This is a genomic window from Neotamlana nanhaiensis, from assembly GCF_000943555.1.
Classification (GTDB): Bacteria; Bacteroidota; Bacteroidia; order Flavobacteriales; family Flavobacteriaceae; genus Neotamlana; species Neotamlana nanhaiensis.
In genome coordinates this window covers 213,923-233,814 of record NZ_JTDV01000002.1, presented here as the reverse complement: position 1 = coordinate 233,814, position 19,892 = coordinate 213,923, and the positions used below count along the sequence as shown (strand labels likewise).

Sequence of the window (19,892 nt, the reverse complement as noted above, 5' to 3'; positions counted from 1 at the left end):
GCAATATCTTTTAGTATTGCGCTTTTTCTTTGCAATCAACGCAAGTCAGCAACTATCAATATTTTAACCAATTGTTAACAAGGATAAACGAAAAATTTTAACAATTTGCAATGCTCAAATTAGGGCATTATATTCGTGCTTTATTAAAAAATAAAAATGATGGAAGAAACAGGGACTATTGATATTAAAACCATTAATGAGAAAATTGAAAAAGAAAGTGCTTTTGTAGACTTACTTATGTTAGAAATGAACAAGGTAATTGTTGGTCAAAAACACATGGTTGAGCGATTACTTATTGGTTTATTAGGTCGCGGACATATTTTACTTGAAGGTGTGCCTGGTTTAGCAAAAACGCTATCAATTAATACGCTATCTCAAGCCGTTGATGGTACGTTTAGTCGTATACAGTTTACGCCCGATTTATTACCTGCCGATGTTACAGGAACCCTAATTTATAATATGAAGGATAACGACTTCTCAATTAAAAAAGGGCCTATTTTTGCAAACTTTGTTCTTGCCGATGAGATTAACCGTGCACCAGCAAAAGTGCAAGCCGCTTTACTTGAAGCAATGCAAGAAAAACAAGTAACTATTGGCGATGAAACCTTCCCATTAGATAAGCCATTTTTAGTAATGGCAACCCAAAACCCAGTGGAACAAGAAGGAACATACCCGTTACCTGAAGCGCAAGTTGACCGTTTTATGCTAAAAACGGTAATCGATTACCCAAAAATTGCCGAAGAGCAATTAATTATGCGTGCCAATTTAAAAGGTGCTTGGGAAAAAGTACAATCGGTAATTACTACCGATACCATTTTAAGAGCCCAACAAGCCGTACGCGAAGTGTATATGGACGAGAAAATTGAAAAATATATTCTTGATATTATTTTCGCAACACGTTATCCAGAAAAATACAGACTTCCAGATTTAAAGCCGCTTATTTCGTTTGGTGCATCGCCACGTGGTAGTATTAACTTAGCAACAGCAGCAAAATGTTATGCTTTTATTAAGCGTCGTGGTTATGTAATTCCAGAAGATGTACGTGCCGTAGTTTACGATGTGTTACGTCACAGAATAGGTATTACTTATGAAGCTGAAGCTGAAAATATAACTTCCGTTGATATCATCAACAAAATAGTAAACGAGATTGAAGTACCATAAAAATAGTTTGCAGTGTTCAGTAGCAGTTTGCAGTTGCTTTCTATAATTCTGAATACTGTATAAATAGTTTGTGATAACTGAATACTGCGACTGAAAACTGCGACTGAATACTGCGACTGAATACTGTTTACTGAATAGATGGATACTAAAGAATTACTAAAAAAAGTACGTAAAATTGAGATTAAGACACGCCGTTTGTCTGATCATATTTTTGGAGGCGAATATCATTCGACTTTCAAAGGTCGTGGTATGACTTTTTCTGAAGTTCGCCAGTATCAATTTGGAGACGACGTACGAAATATAGATTGGAATGTAACCGCTCGTTATAACGAGCCTTACATAAAAGTTTTCGAGGAAGAACGCGAACTCACCATGATGCTTATGGTAGATGTTTCAGGTTCCGAAATGTTTGGTACCAATCAGCAATTTAAAAACGAAGTGGTAACCGAAATTGCGGCAACTTTAGCATTTTCGGCAACTCAAAACAACGATAAAATTGGCTTGATTTTATTTTCCGATCAAGTCGAACTGTTTATTCCGCCTAAAAAAGGGCGTTCGCATGTGTTGCGCATTATACGTGAGCTTATCGAGTTTGAACCCGAAAGTAAACAAACCAATGTGGCTGAAGCGTTGCGTTTTTTATCAAGCGTTATGAAAAAGAAAGCCATTGTATTTGTGTTGTCCGATTTTATTGCAGATGATTACCATCATACCATGAAAATTGTAGCAGGAAAACACGATGTTACAGGAATAAGAATTTATGATGCTCGCGAAGAAAACATACCAAATTTAGGTGTTGTGCAAATGCAAGATGAAGAAACAGGCGAGCTTATGTTGGTAAATACATCATCGAAAAAAGTAAGACAGAATTACGCCAAGTTTTATAAAGAAAAAGTCGATTATTATAAGGAAAGTTTTAATAAATCGGGAGCAGGAAGTATGGATTGTCGTGTAGATGAAAGTTATGTAAAAAAACTATTAGGTTATTTTAAACGAAGAGGATAAACGAATGATGAATTACGAATTACGAATGATGAATTTTGAATCAAAGCAATCCAAAACACTTGTATTGTCTTTGTTCTGTATTCTATTTTCTTTTTTCTTGAATGCTCAAGTAAAATCTTCAATCGATTCTACATCAATCAAAATTGGTGAGCAAATTACGTTTAAAGTTGAGGTAGAAACCGATACCACGAATTTAGTGGTTTTCCCGGAAGGACAATCGTTTTCACCATTAGAAGTTATCGAATTTTATCCAATTGATACACTTAAAAAAAGTGACAAGTACAACCTCATTAAAAAATACGGATTAACACAGTTCGACTCTGGAACGTACACCATTCCGCAGCAAAAAATAATAATTACCGATAAAGCTTTTTTAACCGATTCATTAAAAGTTGAGGTTAATAATGTAGTGGTCGACACAACCAAACAAGGGCTTTACGATATAAAACCAATTATTGGTGTAGAAAAAAGCAGTGGCGATTGGTGGAAAACGGCGCTTATTGTTTTATTAATAATAGCTGTAATTACTGCCCTTTTATATTGGTTTATTTGGCGTAAAAAACCGCTAACCGAAGAAGAAAAAATTGCTTTATTGCCGCCGTACGATCGTGCCAAATTAGCACTTAAAAAACTTGATGAAAGTACGTATTTAGAAGAAGAGAATTTAAAAGATTATTATTCCGATTTAACATTCATCATCCGTAAATATCTCGACGAAAAAGTTTACGACAGAGCTTTAGAAAGTACTACCGACGAGTTAATAGATAGATTAAAATTACTAAAACAAGGTAATCAAGTCGATTTAAGTAACGACGATATTAAAAACTTAGAAAGCATTTTAAAGCGTGCCGATTTAGTAAAATTCGCAAAGTCTGCACCAGATATCGAGCTTGCAAAACTAGATAGAAATACCATTGATGTAGAAATTGATCACGTTAAAGAAGCGTTGCCAGAACCAACCGAAGAAGAAAAACTTCTCGATGAACAATACCGCGAAGCGTTAGAAGCAAAAAAGAAACGCAAAAAAATATGGTTAACCGCTGGTATAGCTGTGTTTTTATTGTGTGCAACTTTTGCTGGTTTTTCGGTAAAATACGGTTTTGGTTATGTAAAAGATACCATTTTAGGGCACGATAGTAAAGAGTTGTTAGAAGGCACTTGGGTAACCAGCGATTATGGTGTGCCGCCAATTTCAATTTCGACTCCAAAAGTTTTACAACGTGTACAAACACCAGTTCCCGACGAGTTAAAACAACAGATGCAATTAACCACATTTGCTTATGGTACGTTACTCGATGAATTTAGTGTTGTGGTAAGTACAACGGTTATGGCACAAGCGCCAGAAGGTGGTATAGATGTTGAAAAAGCTATTGAAGGTAGTTTAAAATCGATGGAAGCTCAAGGTGTAAAGGATATCGTTACGCTTCAAGAAAAATTTACTACGCCAAATGGTGCCGAAGGTGTTAAAACACACGGGACATTAAAAATCGATATACTTAAATCGGGCAATTTTGTTGATGCTAAATATGTGATGCTTCATTTTGCATCAGATAATGTGTTGCAGCAAGTTATTATAACATCGCCAAGCGATGATACTTATGCAGAACAAATTGTGGAGCGTATTATAAATTCAATAGAACTTAAAAAAGAAGAAGCATAATGTTAGAAGGCATTGAGTTTGTAAATAAAGAATTTTTCTGGTTATTGTTGGCGCTGCCATTGGCTATTATTTGGTACGTTTTTAAAAACAAAAAGCAAATAGCCGAGTTAAAAATGTCGAGCTTAAAAGGCTTTAAAATTACCAATTCGTGGTTGCCAAAATTTAAACACGTGTTGTTTGTGTTGCGTCTAGTAGCTCTGGTATTTTTAATTACCGCTTTAGCACGACCACAAACGGTTGATGTGTCTACAAAAACAAAAACCACTCGTGGTATCGATATTGTTATGGCTATCGATGTTTCGGCGAGTATGTTGGCTAAAGATTTACGCCCAAACCGATTGGAAGCACTAAAAAATGTAGCCTCAGAGTTTATAAAAGGGCGCCCTAACGATCGTATTGGTTTGGTAGAATATGCAGGCGAAAGTTACACCAAAACACCAATTACAAGCGATAAAAGCATTGTGTTACGTGCGTTACGTAGTATAAAATATAATAATATAATTGAAGGCGGCACAGCCATTGGTATGGGTTTAGCCACTTCGGTAAATCGTTTAAAAGATAGTAAAGCCACTAGTAAAGTTATTATTTTATTGACGGATGGTGTAAACAATTCCGGATTTATCGATCCTAAAATTGCAAGCGAACTAGCTTTAGAATATGGCATAAAAGTCTATACCATTGGTTTAGGAACTAACGGAATGGCGATGTCTCCCGTTGGTATCGACCCAAGAACGGGTAATTTTCAATACGGAAGAATTCAAGTTGAAATTGACGAAACCTTACTAAAGGAAATTGCCGAAGTAACTAGCGGAAAATATTTTAGAGCCACAAATAATAAGAAGCTAGAAGATATTTATGAAGAAATAAACAAACTCGAAAAAACCGAAATAGAAGAATTTAAGTTTTACAATTACGAAGAAAAATTCCGTCCGTTAGTATTAATTGCCGGATTATTGTTATTGATTGAATTGTTATTGCGAAACACGGTTTTTAGAAGTTTTATATAATGAGTTTTTAATTTCCGCGAAAGCGATAACATAAAACTGTCATCCTGAACTTGTTTCAGGATCTTAATGAATTTAGTTCAAAATAAACTGAGATTCTGAGACAAGTTCAGAATAACAAACAAAAATTAACTGTTTACTGCAACTGTAAACTGTAAACTAAAAAAGAAATGTATCAATTAGAAGAGAAAATATGGTTCTGGACGCTGGTTATTATTCCGGTAATAATCTTGCTGTTTTTGGGTCTTCAATTCTGGAGATACAAAACTCAAAACAAGTTTGCCGACAAGGCTTTGCTTAAAAAATTAAGCCCTAATAAATCAACCTTTAAAACCGTTTTAAAAGTAGTGGTTTTAAGTTTGGCGTTTTTATGTTTGTCGTTAGCTCTAGTAAATCCTAAAATTGGTACAAAGTTAGAAACGGTAAAGCGGGAAGGTGTCGATATTGTATTTGCCATCGATGTATCTAAAAGTATGTTGGCCGAAGATATTGCGCCAAACCGTTTAGAAAAATCGAAGCAATTAGTAACTCAAATTGTAAATAATTTAGCTAGCGATCGCGTTGGTATTATTGCCTATGCAGGCGCCGCATTTCCGCAGTTGCCAATTACAACTGATTATGCTTCGGCTAAAATGTTTTTACAAAGCATGAATACCGATATGTTGTCGTCGCAAGGAACAGCCATTAGCGAAGCTATAAAATTAGCATCAACCTATTTTGATGACGAAGAACAAACCAACCGCGTATTAATTATAATTTCTGATGGTGAAGACCACGGGCAAGAAGCCGAAGCCATTGCCGAAGCTGCACACGACGAAGGTGTACGCATTTTTACCATTGGTGTTGGCGATGTAAAAGGCGGACCAATTCCCGAAAAAAGAAACGGTGTAGTTTTAAATTATAAAAAAGATAGCCAAGGCGAAACCGTAATAACCAAACTTAACGAAAACACGCTTAAAAACATTGCTTCGGCAGCCAATGGCGCTTATATTAACGGAAAAAACACCGCCAATGTGGTAGAAAATATTCGTGAAATTTTAAACACCATGGATAAAACCGAGTTTGAAGCCAAACAATTTGCCGATTTTAAAGACCAATTTCAATGGTTTTTAGGCTTTGGTATTTTCTTTTTGCTATTAGATGTGTTTTTATTAGAACGAAAAACAGCTTGGTTGAAAAAATTGAACCTGTTTAACGAGAATTTTTAAATATTCAGCAAATCAAGGCATTAACTTTTATCATTTTTTTAACGCCTAAAAAAGATGAGTTTTTTAAATTTAAATGAAGAAATGAAGCGTTTACTACTAGTTTTAACCCTATTAATCTCGGCGATATCTTTTGCACAAGAAGACGCCGAAAAAGCACAATTATTAGCCATGAAGAAAGCTAATAACTTTGTGTACGAAGGCAATACGTTATTAAACGAAGATAATTTTGTCTCAGCCGAAATGGAATACCGTAAGGCCTTATCTCAGCAAGCTTCAACCAAAGCAGGTGCTTATAATTTAGGCACAAGTTATATAACCAAAGGTAATTTTGACGAAGCTTTGTATCGTTTGCAACAAGCTGCAAATCTTTCAACTTCAAAAGAAGAAAAACACAGTGCATTTCACAATATTGGAAATATTTTAATGCAAAATAAAAAGTGTAAAGAAGCTGTTGAAGCTTATAAAAATGCTTTAAGAAACGATCCAACCGACGACGAAACGCGTTACAACTTAGGACTTGCCAAAGAGTGCGCTAAACAGCAGCAAGATCAAGAGGATAAAAATCAAGATCAAGATAAGCAAGACGAAAATAAGGAGAACGAAGACAAAGAAGATAAGCAAGACCAAAACGAAAAGCAGGACGAAAACAAGGAAAACGAGGGCGATAACGATAAAAATCAAGATAAAAACGAAGAAGGCGAGCAAGACGATAAAAAGGAAGGCGATGATGAAAAAGATGAAAACGGCAAGCCAAAAGATGAAAAACAAGATAAAAGCGATAAGGGTGAAGATGATAAGAAAGAGCAACAACAACCCAAACCACAACAAGGACAGTTATCGCCACAGCAAATTAAAAACTTGCTAGAAGCCATGAATAACCAAGAACAAAAGGTTCAAGAAAAAATAAATGCCGAAAAGCAAAAAGGCGTAAAAGTAAAAACTGAAAAAGATTGGTAGGTTTTAAGACCGAAGACTGAAGACTGAATTTGGAATTTTAAAAAGATGTAAAGGAACAAAACCTGTCAGACTGAGCTTGTCGAAGTCCAAAGTAAGAATAAGTAATAAGATGTCATACTGAGCGCAGTCGAAGCATCTTAAAAACTAAAGTTAAAAGAAACGAATTGTCATGCTAAGCGAATTAAAGCGAAGCATCTCATTAAAATAAAAATGCATATAAAAAATTACATAGCTGTTTTATTCATCGTAATGGCATCAACATTTGCTGCGGCTCAAGTAAAATTTGAAGCTAAAGCGAGCAAGCAAAAGTTGGGTGTAAACGAACGTTTACGAATAGATTTTGAAATGAATCAAGATGGCGATAATTTTAATCCACCAGATTTTTCAAATTTTACGATTGTTGGTGGGCCAAATCAATCGGTTAGTAATTCTTGGGTACAAGGTGTGCGTTCTTACAAAAAAACATATAGCTATTTTTTAGCTCCAAAAAGTAGAGGTACGTTTACCATTAGTCAAGCTACTATTAATATTGAGGGAGAAACTTATAAAACTACGCCAATAAAAGTAGAAGTTACTGCGGCAGTAGATATTCCAAAAGACCCTAACGATCCTAATTATTTAGCAGCAGAGAATATTCATTTAGTTGCGGAAGTTTCAAAAACTAATCCGTATTTAAATGAAGCTATAACGGTAGTTTATAAGTTATATGTATCGCCAAAAGTGGCGGTTGATAATTGGAATGAAATTGATAGTCCGCGTTATAACGATTTTTGGAGTCAGAATATAGATACGCAAAATCAGAAAGTACAAAACGGCACTTATAACGGCGAAGATTATCGCTTTTTGGTATTACGAAAAACAGTATTATATCCGCAGAAAACAGGAAAATTAAACATAGAACCTTTAAGTTTAAATATTGCAATGCGTGTGCCTTCTAACCGCCGCGATATTTTTGGAGGTTTTCTTATGACACGAGTTAACAGAACCATTTCAGCAGGAAACAAAACCATTAACGTAAAGGCTTTGCCAGAAGCTGGTAAACCTGCCGATTTTACTGGTGCTGTTGGTGATTTTAAGTTTGATGTATCTACCTCAAAAACCGAATTGGATGCTACCGAATCGCTTCAGCTTAACGTTCGTGTTAGTGGCAACGGAAATTTAAAACTATTTAAATTGCCTAAAGTAACATTACCAAGTTCGTTAGAGGTTTATGAACCAGAACATACCGAAAATGTTAAAACTAATTTGGCTGGTATGCAAGGTAGTATTTCCGATAGTTATACCGTTGTTCCTCAATTTAAAGGCAAGTACCCAATTCCAAACATTTCATTTTCTTATTTCGATTTAAAAACCGAAAGTTATAAGCGTTTGTCATCAAATGAAATTGTAATTGATGTGTTAAATGGTCCTTCAAATGGTGTAAATTCTAACGAAAATAATACAGCAAATAACAACAAACAAGCGGTGGTTTATAATGATAATCAGTTTGCTTTTATAAAAACCGATACTACGTTTTCAAGCATAAAACAAAGTCATTTCTTTAAAACAGATTTGTTCTGGTACTTATTGTTATTGCCATTTTTAGCAATTCCGTTGGCTATTTTAATAGGAAAACAAAAAGCTAAACGTGATGCCGATGTTTACGGAAACAAAATTAGAAAAGCCGATAAATTGGCAAGAAAATATTTAAGTAGTGCCAAAAAATCGTTAGGTAAAAAAGAAGCGTTTTACATTGCTTTAGAAAAAGCATTACACAATTACTTAAAAGCCAAATTACATATTGAAACAAGCGAATTAAGTAAAGATAGAATAAACGAATTATTAAAAGAAAAAGACGTTGAAGAAACTGTAATAACAGACTTTAACAGCATTTTGCAAAGTTGCGAATTAGCGCGCTATACACCAATAGATATTGTTACCATGCAAGATGATTACGATAAGGCAGCCAAAACCATTTCGTTAATAGATAAGCAAGCAAAATAATAGCATTTTGAACAAAGTGAAGCATTTTATGAAAAACATAATTTACATACTCGTAGTTTTTATATCGGCATTTAGTTTTGGTCAAAACGCAGCGTTATTCGAAAAAGCAAATGCGCTTTACAACGATGCTAAATACGCCGAAGCTATTGATGCTTACCAAGCTATTTTAGAAACTGGACATCATTCTGCCGATTTGTATTTTAATCTCGGTAATGCCAATTATAAATTAAACAATATAGCGCCAAGTATTTATTATTACGAAAAGGCGTTGCGCTTAGCACCAAACGACGCCGATATTAAAAACAACCTCGCTTTCGCGCAAAACATGACTATCGATGTGATTGATGTGGTGCCAGATTCAGGTATTTCAAAATTTATAAAATCGTTTGCAAACAAATTCACGTTTGATACTTGGGCAAAAATAGCTGTAGCTATGGTTTTTGTATTCGTTCTTTTATTCTTACTATATTATTTTGCGTATTCAACAAACCGAAAACGATTAGCGTTTATAGGCAGTGTTGTTTCTTTAATACTGGTTTGTATTACGTTAGCTTTTGCATTTTATAAATTTGATATAGATAAAAAAGATAATCCGGCCATTATTTTTGCGCAAGAAAGTAAAATAAAAAGCGGGCCAAATCCAAATAGCGATGAAGCTTTTAGACTACACGAAGGCACCAAAGTTCAAGTTGTTGAAACTTTTGAGAGTTGGAAAAAAATAAAACTTGCCGATGGAAAAACCGGTTGGGTAGCTGCAAATGATATAAAAACACTCAAAGATTTTTAAAACATCTTTAACGGTATAATTGGTTTGAATTGTTATATTTGTGTAACAACCAAACTAAACCATGACTAAAAAAACAATTGTTATATTCTTTTCAGTTGTATTGTTGGCCTTTATTACAGCACCAACAATTATTGCAAGTATAGATGACTCTATAGATATTTCAATGTTTTATAATAATATAGCTGAAGAAGAAGAACTCGGTAAAATTAAACTACAGTATAACAAAAGTAGTCATGAAACTTTAAATTTAGCTTCTTTAACGTCAGAAGTTCAAATAGCATATTATTTTAAAAATTACCCTAATCCTCATTTAAATCTTATTTCTCCGCCTCCAGAACAACACATATTGTAAGATACCTTGAGCATTTTATATGCTAAACTGATTACTTAACCGTTTTCGTCGAGTTTAAAAGAACTTACGAATTCAAAAAAAATTATAATATGTTTAAATCAATTAAAAAAGACTTACCAGCGAGTATCGTTGTGTTTTTTGTTGCCTTACCATTGTGTTTAGGTATTGCGCTAGCTAGTGGCGCGCCGCTATTCTCAGGATTAATAGCAGGAATTATTGGAGGTATTGTCGTAGGGGCATTAAGTGGTTCTAATATTGGTGTTAGTGGTCCTGCAGCAGGTTTGGCCGCTATTGTACTTGTAGCGATAACCTCTTTAGGATATAAAAATTTTTTACTTGCCGTGGTAATAGGCGGCGTTATTCAGCTCATATTTGGAGTATTACGGCTAGGCATCATAGGCTATTTCTTCCCTTCTTCAGTAATAAAAGGAATGTTAACAGGTATAGGTATAATTATTATCCTTAAACAAATTCGATTCTTTTTTGGTATGGATAAAACCATTGAAGGCAAATTTGACTTTTTAAATGTAGGTTGGGATAACTTAATTTCTGAGCTACTTCGTGACATCAATGCCTTATTAAGTGGAAATATAAACATCGGTGCTACAGTAATAGGTCTTGTGGCTATTGGTATTTTAATACTATGGTCTAATGTCTTGTCCAAAAAAGGAAAGATATTTCAACTTATTCAAGGGCCTTTAGTGGCTGTTGTTGTTGGTATAGTATACTATTTGGTTACCAAAGATGGTGCATTAGGTCTTAATGAAAGTCATTTGGTTTCGGTGCCAGTACCCGATAGTTTTGATAGTTTTATGGGTCAATTTACCTTCCCTAATTTTGGAGTTATTGGAAATTCTGAAGTGTGGATAACTGGTTTCACCATTGCGTTAGTAGCAAGTTTAGAAACTTTATTGTGTGTTGAAGCAACCGATAAGTTAGATCCGCATAAAAATGTAACGCCAACAAATCGTGAGTTACTGGCGCAAGGAACAGGAAATATTCTATCAGGTTTAATAGGAGGTTTGCCAATTACGCAAGTTATAGTGCGAAGTTCGGCAAATATTCAGTCTGGTGGAGAAACGAAGTTATCAGCTATTATACACGGTTTTTTCTTGTTAATTTCAATCATTTTAATACCTACTTTATTAAATCAAATTCCATTAGCTGTTTTAGCAGCAGTTTTATTTATTGTTGGTTTTAAATTGGCTAAACCATCAACATTCAAAGCTATGTTTAGTTTAGGTTGGAAGCAATGGTTACCGTTTATGGCGACTGTTTTACTCATGATTATTACAGGAGATTTACTTCTAGGTATTGGCTTAGGTTTAGCAGTTGGTATTTTTGTGGTTTTACTTAAAAATTATCAAAACTCTCACTTTTTACACAAAGAAGGTGAAGATGTTCCTGATGGAAAAATAAAGATGACCTTGTCGGAGGAAGTAACATTTTTTAACAAAGGCGCAATTTTGAAAGAATTAGATAACGTTCCTTCAAATTCTATGCTAGAATTAAATGTTTTAAATACCAAGTACTTAGATAACGATATTATTGAAATTCTTGAAGATTTTCTATTAAAGGCACAAGAACGTAATATTAACATTAAATTAGTGTCGCAAAAAGGCGTAGTAGAAAACCCAGATAGTTTTGTGGAATTCTTCAAAAACGATAAAATAAGACTTTAATAAAAGTAATTTTTAGGGAAGTCTAACAAATTAAAAAACACATTATGAAAGCACATACTAAAGAAACACAGGCTACAATGACGCCTGAAAAGTCATTACAATTTTTAAAAGAAGGGAACATCCGTTTTCAAAATAATTTAAAAGCAAACCGTAACCTTTTAGAGCAAGTAAACGATACAAAGGAAGGACAATTTCCGTTTGCAACCATTTTAAGTTGTATCGATTCGCGTGTCTCTGCCGAATTGGTTTTCGACCAAGGTTTAGGCGATATATTTAGCGTTCGAATTGCAGGAAACTTTGTAAACGAAGATATTTTAGGAAGCATGGAATTTGCTTGTAAACTAGCAGGAACCAAACTTATTGTGGTTTTAGGACACACCAGTTGTGGTGCTGTAAAAGGCGCTTGCGATCATGCCGAAATGGGTAATTTAACCAAGTTAATCGAGAAAATAAATCCAGCAGTACAAGCCGTAACCGAACCTGCCGATGAAAGCCAACGTAATTCTAAAAACTTAGAGTTTGTAGATAGTGTTTCTAAAAAGAACGTAGAACTTACAATTGATAGAATTCATGCAGAAAGCCCAATTTTATCTGAAATGGAACAAAATGGCGAGATAAAAATTATTGGCGCTATGTACGATATAACATCGGGTGCAGTAGCCTTTTACGAATAAGTGAATAGCATGAAAAATAAAACAAATAGGGCAGCATTAATAATTGCATTGATGCTGCCTTTTTTTGCTATAGCTCAAGATAGCAATTTAGGTAATTGGTTAATTTATTTTGGTAATAAACAGTTTAACCAAAAATGGAATTTACACCACGAAGTGCAGTACAGAAATTATAATGCTATTGGCGATTTAGAACAATTGTTGTTGCGTACTGGTTTAGGGTACACCTTTAACGAGGGTAAAAGCAATGTGCTTATGGGTTATGGTTATATTCTTTCGGAAAATTACGTTGGAAACACCAATGATAAATTAAGTGTTAATGAGCATCGTATTTATCAGCAATTTATATCAAAACAAAGCATTGGAAGCGTTAAGTTGAGTCACCGTTACCGTTTTGAACAGCGTTTTATTGAAGACGATTTTAAAATGCGATTTCGGTATTTTTTAGCAGCAAAAGTACCATTGTGCAAAACCGAAACAGGAGACAGTAAATTTTATCTCTCGGCTTACAACGAAATATTTTTAAACACCAAAACATCAATTTTCGATCGTAACCGACTTTACGGTGGATTGGGTTATAATTTTTCTAAAAACGTTCGGGTAGAAGCGGGTTATATGAATCAGTTTTTCGAAACCTCAAGCCGCGATCAATTAAACCTAATCACTTTCGTGAATTTTTAAAACTCTTGAGTAAAATTAGCATCATTGTTTTCCTGAGTATCAGTGTCATCTTCACTTAAAAGCTTCGGAAAAATCAATGGCACTAAACTTTTTACAGGTTTGTAAAGCGTAGCGTTTTCAATATCATCGTCGTCAATAAACGAAATTGTGCTATTCATTTTATCAAAAATATTAAGAATAACACTTAAAATTAAAGCCATTTTTAGCGCTCCAAAAACAGCACCTAACAGTTTGTTTAGAATACCTAAGGCAGCAAAATCGGCAAGTTTGGTTAAGGCTTTTCCAGCCAAGGCAATCGCTAGAACAATAACCACAAAAGTTATGGCAAATGCGGTAATATTAATGGTTTTTTCACCCCAATCGGTTTTGGTTTGTAAAAATTCCGCAGCAAAATTACTAAAATGTATAGCGCCATAAACGCCTGCAACCAAAGCCACGAGAGAAGCTACTTCAACAAAAAGTCCTTTTAAAAATCCGCGAACCAGCCCCAATAAAATTACGGCAGCTAAAACAATATCAATTACGCCCATAAGTTGTTAGTTTCAACAAATATAAAATAAATTCCGTCTTTTTTGTGGCGAATGCAACAACTAACAAACCCATTCACTAACTTTGAAACCTGAAACCTGAAACCTGAAACACAAAGAATGTCAAGAGACGAGCAACTAAAACAACGATGGGAATTATTGGTGCAAAAACTATCCAATCAATTTGCCGATGGCGATAGGTTAGATTTAGACGCCATAATTTACCTCATTGGCTTGCAGGAACTCGGGCAATTAAACCGTACGTTTAAAAAAGACCAAAAACTCGACCTCATGCACATAGCGATTTGCAAGCTGCTCACGCCTTACGGCTACTACGAGCTCGATTTTGTTGATGACGATGGTTGGCCACATTATAAAATGCTCGAACAACTTCCGCATTTAAAAGCAGGCGAACAAAGCGTTTTAATGAAAGAAGCTATTGTAAACTATTTTCTCGAAACCGAGTATATTCATTAAATGGGCGTTACCTCGTTAAGGCGCGGTCGGGCTTTCCTCTATATCTTTTTCTCGTAACCTCAAAAAAGGATGCCGCTGCAATCCCTAACGCAACCCATCAGCAAAAGGCATTGTTTATTCGTTCTTAAATGCAATTTTGCTAAAACTAAGTGTGCAAACCAAGGCATTTAAGATAAATAAAACTTGTTTCAGCGGGTTAAAAATCACTAAATTTGCAACCATTTCGATAATGTAGCTATGATTGACAAGATTAAAGAATTAATTGCAGAAGCCGAAGCCTTTAAAGCCGAAACCAAAGAAGAGGTAGAAGCCTTCCGAATTAAATATTTAGGAAAAAAAGGATTACTTAATGAGTTTTTTGCCGAGTTTAAAAACGTGGCAAACGATCAAAAAAAGGAATTTGGGCAAACCATAAATAAGCTAAAAACCACAGCACAAACTAAGGTAGATGAGCTTAAAGATGCGCTTGAAAGTAAAGAAGAAGAAAAAGGTGTTTTCGGCGATTTATCGCGCCCAGGACAACCAGTACAATTAGGTGCGCGTCATCCGATATCAATCGTAAAAAATCAAATTATCGATATCTTTTCACGTATTGGTTTTAACGTAAGTGAAGGCCCAGAAATTGAAGACGACTGGCACAACTTTACCGCATTAAACTTACCAGAATATCATCCAGCACGCGATATGCAGGATACCTTTTTTATTCAAACCAATCCAGATATTTTATTGCGTACACACACCAGTTCGGTGCAAGTGCGTTACATGGAAAACAACGAGCCGCCTATTCGAACTATTTCGCCAGGGCGTGTGTACCGAAACGAAGCTATTTCGGCTCGTTCGCACTGTTTTTTCCATCAAATTGAAGGCTTGTACATTGATAAAGACGTAAGTTTTGCCGACTTAAAGCAAACCTTGCAACACTTTACAACCGAAATGTTTGGGAAAAGTAAAATACGTTTACGTCCGTCGTATTTCCCGTTTACAGAACCAAGTGCAGAAATTGATGTGTATTGGGGATTAGAAAGCGAAACCGATTATAAAATTACCAAAGGAACCGGTTGGTTAGAAATTGGTGGTTGTGGTATGGTCGATCCTAACGTACTTACAAACTGTAAAATTGATACCGAAACCTATTCTGGTTTTGCCTTTGGTGTTGGTATCGATCGTATTGCTATGTTATTGCATCAAATAGGCGATATTCGTTTATTAAGCGAAAACGATGTGCGCTTTTTAGAGCAGTTTAAATCGGCACTATAAAACAAAATTAGTTGTCACCCTGAATGTGTTTCAGGGTCACAAAAAAATATAAACAGAAACTAAACCCTGAAAACCTCAGGGTTTTTTCATTCAGAAAAGTATCACATCTTGTTTTTTCTTAAAACTAAAGTTATCTTCATCATCTATTTTTAAAACATGAAGGAAAACAAAGAACTCGACCTTGCTTGGAATTTTGTTACCAAAACCAATCGCAATATTTTTTTAACCGGTAAAGCGGGTACGGGTAAAACAACGTTTCTTCATAAATTAAAAAAAGAATGCCATAAGCGCATGGTGGTTGTGGCGCCAACGGGTGTGGCAGCTATTAATGCTAAGGGTGTTACGATTCACTCGTTTTTTCAAATGCCTTTTGGACCTATTTTGCCGCACGACGATTTGCAAAAGTCATCCCAGTTTAGCCGAAAATTTAGTAAAACAAAAATCAATATTATTAAGTCGCTCGATCTTTTGGTTATCGACGAAATAAGTATGGTTCGTGCCGATTTGCTCGACGGTATCGATAAAGTTTTACGTCGTTTTAAAAACAAAATGTTACCATTTGGTGGCACGCAATTGCTCATGATTGGCGATTTGCAACAGCTATCACCTGTAATTAAAGAAAACGAATGGCAACTGTTGCAACCCTATTATAAAAATGCGTTTTTCTTTAGTAGTCTGGCGTATCAGCAAAGTAAAGCCATAAGCATTGAGTTAAAGCATATTTACAGGCAAGAAAACCCTGTGTTTATTACCATTTTAAATGAAATTAGAAATAATAACCTGTCGCAACAATCGGCCGATGAACTCAATAAAAGGTTTCAGCCAAATTTTGAAACAAACGATGAAGATGGTTACATTTCGCTAACTACACACAACCGAAAAGCCATTGCAACCAACGAGCAAAAACTTTCCGATTTAAAAGAAAAACCCAAAACCTACAAAGCTGCTATTGAAGGCAACTTTCCTGAGCACGCTTACCCTAACGATGCTATTTTAGAGTTAAAAGTAGGCGCGCAGGTTATGTTTATAAAAAACGATAGCTCTCAAGAAAAGGAATATTTTAATGGCAAAATAGGTAAGGTTATCGCTTTAAATAAAGAAGAAGTCGTGGTGCGTTGTCCGCAGGATAATTTCAGTATCACGACTAAATTCGAAACTTGGGAAAACATAAAATACACTGTAAATAGTGAGACAAAAGAAATTACCGAAGATCGAATAGGCAGTTTTTCGCAAATACCGTTGCGATTGGCGTGGTCTATCACTATTCATAAAAGTCAGGGATTAACCTTTGAAAAAGCCATTATAGATGCCGAGGCGGCTTTTGCACACGGACAAACATATGTGGCGTTAAGTCGTTGTAAATCCTTGGAAGGCTTGGTGTTGAAAAGTAAAATTTCACCGCAGCAGATTATAACCGATAGCCATGTGCTAACGTTTAACGAAGAAGCCGCAAATAACGAACCAGATGAGGAGGTTTTATTGGCCTCGGAGCGCGATTTTCAGCTTGATTTAATTGCGGAATTATTCAATTTTTATGCGTTTTTGTATCCAACCAATCGTGTTTTAGATATTTTTTATAAAAACAGAGGAAGTATTGAAGGTAACGTTGAAGCGCCAGCAATTACAATTAAGGATACCGTTGCAAATTTATTTAAAGTCGGTAACGGTTTTAAAACCCAATTACAAACTTTAGTTGGTAACACCGAGATTCCTGAAACTAGCGAAGCAATGCAAGAACGTTTTGCGAAAGCAGTTAACTATTTTAACGAACAAACTAAAACCAATATTGAGGCATCTTTAAAAGCTTTAAATTTTACAACCGATAACAAAGCCGTTGAAAAAGATCTAGAAAAACAGCTGGATACACTTGAAGAATTGTTAACCGAAAAACTCTTGTATTTTAAAGGTTTACCACATGCTTTCAGTGTGAGTTTTTATTTAAAATTGCGCACCGATGCGGTGTTTTTAGCTAAAGAAAAACCTAAAAAGCAACGCAAACAAGTTATTGATGGTACTGTAAATGTCGATTTGTTCGAGCTACTTCGGGTTTTAAGAAACGACATTGCCGAACGTGAAGGCTTGATACATTATCAAATATTTACGCAAAAATCTTTGTATGCTATTTGTGAGTTACTCCCAACTAACACAAAGGAACTACTTGCTATTCATGGCATGGGAAAAACGCGAGTAGACAAATATGGCGATGAAATTTTAGACGTAGTTACACAATTTTTGGAAGAAAATGATATTGAAGTTACAAACGATGTTACTCCAGAGCCAGAAACTAAAAAACCAAAACGACAAAAAGGTGATAGTCAAAAAGAGTCGTTAGCACTATTTAAAAAGGGAAAAACCATTGATGAAATAGCAGATGAACGTGAACTTAACGAAAACACTATTTTTAGTCATTTAGTTACTTTTATTCCTTCAGGCGAAATTAAAATTACCGATTTAATGTCTCTCGACGTTTACAACGAACTTAAAGAAATTATTCCTACCAAAACCTTCGAAAATCTTTCAGAATTAAAGCATCAACTCGATGAAAAATACAGCTACGGTGAACTGCGTTTGGTGTTAAATGAGCTGGAATCGCGTTAAAAATGCTTCGTCACGTCGGTTCAAGTGATTCCAAGGCACGAAGAATTGTATCGAGAACCATATTTAAGGTGATAAAATAGTAAATATTACATCCTTCATCTTAATTAGAATACCAACTATCCCAGTGATACTCTTAATTCATCTTGTTAAAATTTATTTAACAACACTTTAACTTCGTTTAGTTCGGTTTTTTCCGAACTAATCATATTTTTGCATCTTAAATTAAAGAAAGATGACGGAAGAACTACAGAAACAAAAATGTAAATTGGTAGAAAAACTAGGTGTTTTGTTCGAAAATAAAGAGCAATTAGCGCCAGTTGCTGCGCGAATTTTATCGTATGTGGTACTAACAGGAAAAGTTGGTGTAACCTTCGAAGATTTGGTAAGCAACTTATGTGCCAGTAAAAGCACGATATCAACGCATTTAAGTCATCTTCAAGATTTAAAAAAGATAGAATATTTTACAAAACCAGGCGATCGCAAAAAGTATTTTGTTGTTAATGGCGATATGATTATTCAAAGTATAGATGAAAACATAGCTACTTGGGAAAGCCAAAAACAACTTCACTTAGAAATAAAAGATTACAAAGAGAAAATGAATGACACTATGGGCGGCGATGAAGAGTTGCAGTTTCATTTAGATTTTCATGATAACTATCTCGTGTATTTAAACGAAGCGATTAGCGCCCTTGCAAAACTTAAAGACAAAATTATAGAACTCGAAAATAAACAATAGCAATTAAAATTTTATGACAAGAATTAACCAAACCATAATTTTAATATTAGGTGTTTTAATATTAAATAGCTGTAAAGACAATCAGCAAGCAAATCAAGCCGCAGCGGCACCTCCTGCTACTTTTCCTGTGGCGGAATTACAAACAACAACCGTTACGGGTTACCAAGAATATCCTGTGAATATTGAAGGTATTGTAAACAGTGATGTTCGTGCAAAAACATCGGGTTACATACAAAAGGTTTTAGTTGATGAAGGCGAAAAAGTACGTAAAGGTCAGCCGCTTTTTAAATTAGAAACCCAAACTTTATCGCAAGATGCTAATGCCGCAAAAGCGAGTGTAAATGTTGCTCAAGTAGAGGTAGATAAGTTGGTACCGCTTGTAGAGAAAGGCATTATTAGTAATGTACAATTAGAAACCGCAAAAGCTAATTTAGCACAAGCCAAAGCCAACTACAACAGTGTAAATGCCAATATTGGTTACGCTACAGTAAAAAGTCCGGTAGATGGTTATGTAGGTGCAATAAACTTGCGTGAAGGTTCTTTAGTGAGCCCAAGCGATACAACGCCGTTAACAACGGTTAGTGAAATTAGTACAGTGTATGCCTTTTTTAGCCTAAACGAAGCACAGTACATTAGCTATCTTCAAAAAATGGAAGGACAAAGTAAAGCTGAAAGAATTAAAAATAGTCCGGACGTTAGCTTAGTATTGGCAAACGGCGAAGTGTATTCCGAAAAGGGACGTATTCAAACCACTACGGGTCAAATCGACCAAAATACAGGAACCATTAAAATTAGAGCAGCGTTTAAAAATCCTAATGAGATTTTAACCAACGGAAATAGTGGAAATATTCGCATTCCTACCGAATATAAAGATGCTATTGTGGTACCGCAATCGGCAACCTTCGAGCAGCAAAAAGATATCTTAATTTACAAGTTAGATGAGAGCAATACTGCAAAATCTACAATCATTAAAATTCAAGGTAGCGTTGGTAATTTATATGTTATTGAGTCTGGCGTAGAAGCAGGTGATAAAATTATTGTTTCAGGTGTTGGTAAATTACGAAACAATACCCCAATTACGCCAAAAGAAGTGGCTTTTGATAGCATTACAAAACCGTTAACACCGTTGTTTAAATAATCAAGCAA

General features: G+C 35.1%; 18 protein-coding genes. 17 read left to right on the top strand and 1 reads right to left on the bottom strand.

Annotated features, from left to right (window positions below; all coding sequences use genetic code 11):
- Window positions 1-159 precede the first annotated feature (159 nt).
- The 12 genes from PK35_RS04190 (at window position 160) to PK35_RS04135 (ending at window position 13,151) form a co-directional block, all read left to right on the top strand.
- Window positions 160-1,161 carry an AAA family ATPase gene (locus PK35_RS04190; protein ID WP_044625434.1) on the top strand — a complete coding sequence of 334 codons (1,002 nt, stop codon included), beginning with the start codon at window positions 160-162 and terminating at the stop codon, window positions 1,159-1,161.
- 138 nt (window positions 1,162-1,299) lie between these two features.
- Window positions 1,300-2,166: a DUF58 domain-containing protein gene (locus PK35_RS04185; protein WP_044625433.1), complete on the top strand. Its 867-nt coding sequence runs from the start codon at window positions 1,300-1,302 to the stop codon at window positions 2,164-2,166.
- 7 nt (window positions 2,167-2,173) lie between these two features.
- Window positions 2,174-3,826, top strand: coding sequence for a BatD family protein (locus PK35_RS04180; RefSeq protein ID WP_044625432.1), 1,653 nt, complete (start codon window positions 2,174-2,176; stop codon window positions 3,824-3,826).
- The gene (locus PK35_RS04175; RefSeq protein WP_044625431.1) at window positions 3,826-4,833 is read left to right on the top strand and encodes a vWA domain-containing protein; all 1,008 of its coding nucleotides are present in this window, start codon (window positions 3,826-3,828) and stop codon (window positions 4,831-4,833) included. Before PK35_RS04180 ends, PK35_RS04175 begins: the two co-directional genes overlap by 1 nt.
- A gap of 167 nt (window positions 4,834-5,000) precedes the next feature.
- Window positions 5,001-6,038, top strand: coding sequence for a vWA domain-containing protein (locus tag PK35_RS04170; RefSeq protein ID WP_044625430.1), 1,038 nt, complete (start codon window positions 5,001-5,003; stop codon window positions 6,036-6,038).
- A 54-nt stretch (window positions 6,039-6,092) separates the two neighbouring features.
- Window positions 6,093-6,995 (top strand): tetratricopeptide repeat protein, encoded by a 903-nt coding sequence (locus tag PK35_RS04165; protein WP_316930162.1) that lies wholly within the window; start codon window positions 6,093-6,095, stop codon window positions 6,993-6,995.
- 210 nt (window positions 6,996-7,205) lie between these two features.
- Window positions 7,206-8,978 carry a BatD family protein gene (locus tag PK35_RS04160; protein WP_044625429.1) on the top strand — a complete coding sequence of 591 codons (1,773 nt, stop codon included), beginning with the start codon at window positions 7,206-7,208 and terminating at the stop codon, window positions 8,976-8,978.
- A 28-nt stretch (window positions 8,979-9,006) separates the two neighbouring features.
- Entirely contained in the window at window positions 9,007-9,765 is a 759-nt protein-coding gene (locus tag PK35_RS04155) for a tetratricopeptide repeat protein (protein WP_044625428.1), read from the top strand.
- A 61-nt stretch (window positions 9,766-9,826) separates the two neighbouring features.
- Window positions 9,827-10,117, top strand: coding sequence for a hypothetical protein (locus tag PK35_RS04150; RefSeq protein ID WP_044625427.1), 291 nt, complete (start codon window positions 9,827-9,829; stop codon window positions 10,115-10,117).
- Window positions 10,118-10,206: 89 nt separating this feature from the next.
- Window positions 10,207-11,799, top strand: a complete 1,593-nt coding sequence (locus PK35_RS04145; protein WP_044625426.1) for a SulP family inorganic anion transporter — start codon at window positions 10,207-10,209, stop codon at window positions 11,797-11,799.
- Window positions 11,800-11,843: 44 nt separating this feature from the next.
- Window positions 11,844-12,473 (top strand): carbonic anhydrase family protein, encoded by a 630-nt coding sequence (locus PK35_RS04140; RefSeq protein ID WP_044625425.1) that lies wholly within the window; start codon window positions 11,844-11,846, stop codon window positions 12,471-12,473.
- Window positions 12,474-12,482: 9 nt separating this feature from the next.
- Window positions 12,483-13,151 (top strand): DUF2490 domain-containing protein, encoded by a 669-nt coding sequence (locus PK35_RS04135; protein WP_044625424.1) that lies wholly within the window; start codon window positions 12,483-12,485, stop codon window positions 13,149-13,151.
- Here the strand turns inward: PK35_RS04135 and PK35_RS04130 are convergent.
- Entirely contained in the window at window positions 13,148-13,681 is a 534-nt protein-coding gene (locus PK35_RS04130) for a CvpA family protein (protein WP_044625423.1), read from the bottom strand. The genes PK35_RS04135 and PK35_RS04130 overlap by 4 nt on opposite strands.
- A 117-nt stretch (window positions 13,682-13,798) precedes the next feature.
- Between PK35_RS04130 and PK35_RS04125 the strand changes: the two genes are divergently transcribed.
- The 5 genes from PK35_RS04125 to PK35_RS04105 all read left to right on the top strand — a co-directional run bounded on the left by PK35_RS04125 (window position 13,799) and on the right by PK35_RS04105 (window position 19,884).
- Window positions 13,799-14,155, top strand: coding sequence for a hypothetical protein (locus PK35_RS04125; protein WP_044625422.1), 357 nt, complete (start codon window positions 13,799-13,801; stop codon window positions 14,153-14,155).
- A gap of 237 nt (window positions 14,156-14,392) precedes the next feature.
- Window positions 14,393-15,412, top strand: coding sequence for a phenylalanine--tRNA ligase subunit alpha (gene pheS, locus PK35_RS04120; protein ID WP_044625421.1), 1,020 nt, complete (start codon window positions 14,393-14,395; stop codon window positions 15,410-15,412).
- Between the two features lie 156 nt (window positions 15,413-15,568).
- A complete protein-coding gene (locus PK35_RS04115; protein ID WP_044625420.1) occupies window positions 15,569-18,010 on the top strand; it encodes a helix-turn-helix domain-containing protein in 2,442 nt (813 codons plus the stop codon).
- A gap of 232 nt (window positions 18,011-18,242) precedes the next feature.
- On the top strand, window positions 18,243-18,746 hold the full coding sequence (locus tag PK35_RS04110) for a GbsR/MarR family transcriptional regulator (protein WP_044625419.1): 504 nt from the start codon (window positions 18,243-18,245) through the stop codon (window positions 18,744-18,746).
- A 13-nt stretch (window positions 18,747-18,759) separates the two neighbouring features.
- Entirely contained in the window at window positions 18,760-19,884 is a 1,125-nt protein-coding gene (locus PK35_RS04105) for an efflux RND transporter periplasmic adaptor subunit (RefSeq protein WP_044625418.1), read from the top strand.
- The last annotated feature ends 8 nt before the right edge of the window (window positions 19,885-19,892 follow it).